The organism is Acinetobacter seohaensis (assembly GCF_056431365.1).
In genome coordinates, this window is sequence record NZ_JBWKMK010000104.1 from 1 (window position 1) to 3,471 (window position 3,471).

Consider the following 3,471-nt stretch of genomic DNA (forward strand, 5'->3'; position numbering starts at 1 on the left):
TGTTCAAATGGCGATTCAGCGTTTAATTGGTTTTGGGAAAAAAGAAGAGTTTAAGGAAATTTTGGCAATTTTAAGAAGGCAGAACCCTGATAGGATAAGGGTTCTGTGAAATTTGTCGTGTACAGAGTTCAAAATTAAATAAACTAGTAATTTATTTGGACAAAAGTCTTCTAATACGCTCTAAAGTTGAAAAAATTTCTCAATTTTATGAGGCTAACTTTGAACAAATAATTATTAGAAGTGATCCACATTACAGAACAAAATAAATCTATTTAACATAAAATCTCTTATGCGAAATTTGACCCAAGGCATGGCTTTTAGTCATGCTTTTTTTATCAAAAGAGTATACCTGAATGATAAAGAGCCAAGCAGTATTGAGTATCTATCAATAGACTTAACTTTGTAATTAAATGATTGTATTATCATTGTACTATTTAAAGTAAGTACAAATGATAGAAATGACAACACGTATCTACCTCAGAGCATCAACCAAAGATCAAGATGCGCAAAGAGCACTACAGATTCTGCAGGATCTAAACCAGTACCTTAACTTGGGTGAAACTATTGTGTATGTAGAAAACTACAGTGGCACGAGGCTAGACCGTCCTGAATTGAATAAGCTACTGTCTGAGGCAAATGATGGAGATGCGCTATTAGTTGAAAGTGTGGATCGTTTGTCACGTCTAAGCCAGGCAGACTTCCAAGAACTTAAGCGCAGAATCCAAGAGAAAGGGTTGCGACTCATAGTGGCAGATTTACCGACTACTCATCAACTGATTCAAACCAATGACAGTATCACTAGCTCTATCCTGGAGCTGATCAACAATATGCTGATCGATCTACTAGCGACTATGGCTCGTCTAGACAATGAGAAGCGGATAGAGCGTATCAAGCAGGGCTTAGAGCGTTCAGGATACAAGCCAAAGGGCAAGGCCCCAAACCAGACTAAGCACAAGCGAATAAAGGAGCTATTAGCAGTAGGCAATATGACAAAAGAAGAAATAGCTAAAGCTGTTGGTTGTGGTATAGCTACCGTTTATCGAGTAGCTAAAGCTAATGAATAAGTGTTCTTAAAAGCATCTTTAAAGGTGCTTTTGTGTGTGCTATAGTTACTTCATAGAACAGGAGTATCTATGAATACAGATGTTACTTGCACTGAAACAGAAGAATCTCGTTTACAACGAGAGGATGAAGCTCGTATGCAGGAACTCAGACGTTTATTTGATTTGATGGATGAAAGAGAAAAGAGAAAGTAAGCTGTGGAAGTGGATTTAGACAGAGCTCTGAGCATACTTTCATGGGATGACTTTGAGGACTTGGACATTTGTCCGGGTTTAGATAGCCTGGAAAGAAGGCATCATACTAACCAATTTTCAATTCCTACAGATCGTATTGATCAGCATCGTAAGTGGCTATCTGCACTTCGTTCAGCGATGCCTTACCTTATCAAGATATTGCAAGTTAATGACTCATCATTGCTGACCAAACTGGGAAAAACAGTGGCTAGGTATGCTGAGATTAGTTATTCAAACCTACTTGTTGTTATTCAACCGAAACTCCAAACACTAAACTCTATAAAGGCCTAACTATGACTCAATTAATCCGTGCACGAATGACTGCAAGTATTACTGAACTCAAGAAGAGTCCAATGGATACAGTGTTAGCAGGTAAAGGTGAACCTGTTGCAATCCTCAATCGTAATACACCTGCGTTTTACTGTGTTCCTGCTGATGTCTATGAAACCATGATGGAACAGCTAGAAGACATTGAACTCAACAAAGTTGCAGATGCTCGTGCGAATCAAAAACGCATTCGAGTAAATATTGATGACCTATAAGTTAGACTTTCGAGAAGAAGCATTAGCAGAATGGAATAAGCTTAATCCAAGTATTAAGCAGCCATTAAAGAAGAAGTTGATCAAGGTTTTGGAGAATCCTCGCATTCCCAAAAACAAGCTGTCAGGACATCCTAACCGCTACAAGATCAAACTTCGTAGTATTGGTTATCGTCTGGTTTATGAAGTCGTTGATGATGAGGTAGTTGTCATCGTGATTGCTGTAGGCAGACGTGAAAACAATGCTGTCTATGATGATGCCAACTCTCGTCATTCATAAATGATGTAATGCCTATAAGCAGATAGTGTCTATGAAAACACTCATGTTTATGGGCATTTTTTATGTAGATAATCTTTGATTAAGTAGTTGCAAATTACAGAACCAGTCTATACTTACCCCCAAAATTAAAAGTTCACATTGCTTTGTCAAAAGGAATTTTTTGCAAATAAAAAAATCATCTACTTTTGATACATTTCACTTTTAATTGAAGACTTAATAATTATTTATTTTTCAGGGGATTTTATGTCTTTACGTGGGGTTTATGCATTAGGCGATCTATTGGTAAGAATCCAAAAAATAAACAATAAGATGTTTCCAGTATTCATCATAGGATTAATTATTTTCGGGATCTTCAACGTCTATAAGCGGTTTTATAATGATGCCAGCATCTTAGTCTATTACGCGCCTACCGCCTTAAAGCCACTGGTATATTTTCATCAATATACGACAGCAAATGCAATCAATTTTGCATACACCACTTATTATGCAATGTTTGACCTCCTCTTAAGGTACATTCCTTCTGACTATTCTTATTATTCGCTGTTTTTTAATTCCTACAGTGCTATTTCTTTTTGTTTCGCCTTTATCACGCTGTTTGCTATCTACAGTATTGCAATTTCCATCCTTGATATTTTCACCCATGACAAACCAGGAATTAAGCTTTTAATCCTACTTACCTACATCATCACAATGATTTTTTATTTTTCAATGTTCTACTGGGTGAAAGGAATCGCATAATGACTACATTACCTGCAGGCGCAATAGTCATAGTTCTCTTTGCAGCGTTATTGCATTTCATCGCTACGCAACCACCTAAGAAAGCATTGGATCGACATGTTTGGGCTATAGAACTCTACCTGGAAGGCAAAGACAAAGTCTTAGATGCGGATATCAATTATTGCAAAAGACGCACCACCGACATGCGAGAGCAAGAGCAAGATAAAATCAAAGTTTATTCCTGCAATATCAATATCGTGGTTAAAAAACAGGGCGAATATTTTAAACGTAGTATGTTTGTGACGTACCAAAAGAGTACGGATGATCCAAAGAACCTACATCCTAAAATGCGTGAGATTTATAAAAGCTTTAACTTAGATGGTTGGCGAGACGACTGGCATTAAAAGATTGTATCTGTATTCCCTTACTTCAAGTGAGGGAATGCTTTAAAGGACGCTTAGAAATGTTTCACAAGTTTGATTAGCTCAGTTGAATAATTAGGATACATCCCCCGGTAATACCCCCATTTTTAATTGAATTAATGGGTAGAAAATCTAAAGCCTTGTTATTGTTTAAAAATAGGTGGACAACCATTTACTGACATATGAGGTCGTTCATGATTATAAAAGTACTGCCAGTC

The 3,471-nt window shown here is 37.0% G+C and carries 6 protein-coding genes; all 6 read left to right on the top strand.

Annotated features, from left to right (window positions below; translation table 11 throughout):
* The first annotated feature begins 449 nt into the window (after nt 1-449).
* The 6 genes from AC07E5_RS10070 to AC07E5_RS10095 all read left to right on the top strand — a co-directional run bounded on the left by AC07E5_RS10070 (nt 450) and on the right by AC07E5_RS10095 (nt 3,235).
* Nucleotides 450-1,064: a recombinase family protein gene (locus AC07E5_RS10070; RefSeq protein ID WP_498625376.1), complete on the top strand. Its 615-nt coding sequence runs from the start codon at nt 450-452 to the stop codon at nt 1,062-1,064.
* A 69-nt stretch (nt 1,065-1,133) separates the two neighbouring features.
* Entirely contained in the window at nt 1,134-1,256 is a 123-nt protein-coding gene (locus AC07E5_RS10075) for a hypothetical protein (protein WP_257227823.1), read from the top strand.
* A 332-nt stretch (nt 1,257-1,588) separates the two neighbouring features.
* Nucleotides 1,589-1,837: a type II toxin-antitoxin system Phd/YefM family antitoxin gene (locus AC07E5_RS10080; RefSeq protein WP_498625379.1), complete on the top strand. Its 249-nt coding sequence runs from the start codon at nt 1,589-1,591 to the stop codon at nt 1,835-1,837.
* Nucleotides 1,827-2,114: a type II toxin-antitoxin system RelE family toxin gene (locus AC07E5_RS10085; protein WP_180073175.1), complete on the top strand. Its 288-nt coding sequence runs from the start codon at nt 1,827-1,829 to the stop codon at nt 2,112-2,114. Before AC07E5_RS10080 ends, AC07E5_RS10085 begins: the two co-directional genes overlap by 11 nt.
* A gap of 243 nt (nt 2,115-2,357) precedes the next feature.
* A complete protein-coding gene (locus tag AC07E5_RS10090; protein WP_498625381.1) occupies nt 2,358-2,852 on the top strand; it encodes a hypothetical protein in 495 nt (164 codons plus the stop codon).
* On the top strand, nt 2,852-3,235 hold the full coding sequence (locus AC07E5_RS10095) for a hypothetical protein (protein ID WP_498625383.1): 384 nt from the start codon (nt 2,852-2,854) through the stop codon (nt 3,233-3,235). Before AC07E5_RS10090 ends, AC07E5_RS10095 begins: the two co-directional genes overlap by 1 nt.
* Nucleotides 3,236-3,471: the final 236 nt, after the last annotated feature.

Bases quoted from the DNA above. Each gene is read 5' to 3' on its own strand.
- AC07E5_RS10090 (WP_498625381.1), top strand. From the start codon at position 2,358: ATGTCTTTACGTGGGGTTTATGCATTAGGCGATCTATTGGTAAGAATC.
- AC07E5_RS10085 (WP_180073175.1), top strand. From the start codon at position 1,827: ATGACCTATAAGTTAGACTTTCGAGAAGAAGCATTAGCAGAATGGAAT.
- AC07E5_RS10070 (WP_498625376.1), top strand. From the start codon at position 450: ATGATAGAAATGACAACACGTATCTACCTCAGAGCATCAACCAAAGAT.
- AC07E5_RS10080 (WP_498625379.1), top strand. From the start codon at position 1,589: ATGACTCAATTAATCCGTGCACGAATGACTGCAAGTATTACTGAACTC.
- AC07E5_RS10075 (WP_257227823.1), top strand. From the start codon at position 1,134: ATGAATACAGATGTTACTTGCACTGAAACAGAAGAATCTCGTTTACAA.
- AC07E5_RS10095 (WP_498625383.1), top strand. From the start codon at position 2,852: ATGACTACATTACCTGCAGGCGCAATAGTCATAGTTCTCTTTGCAGCG.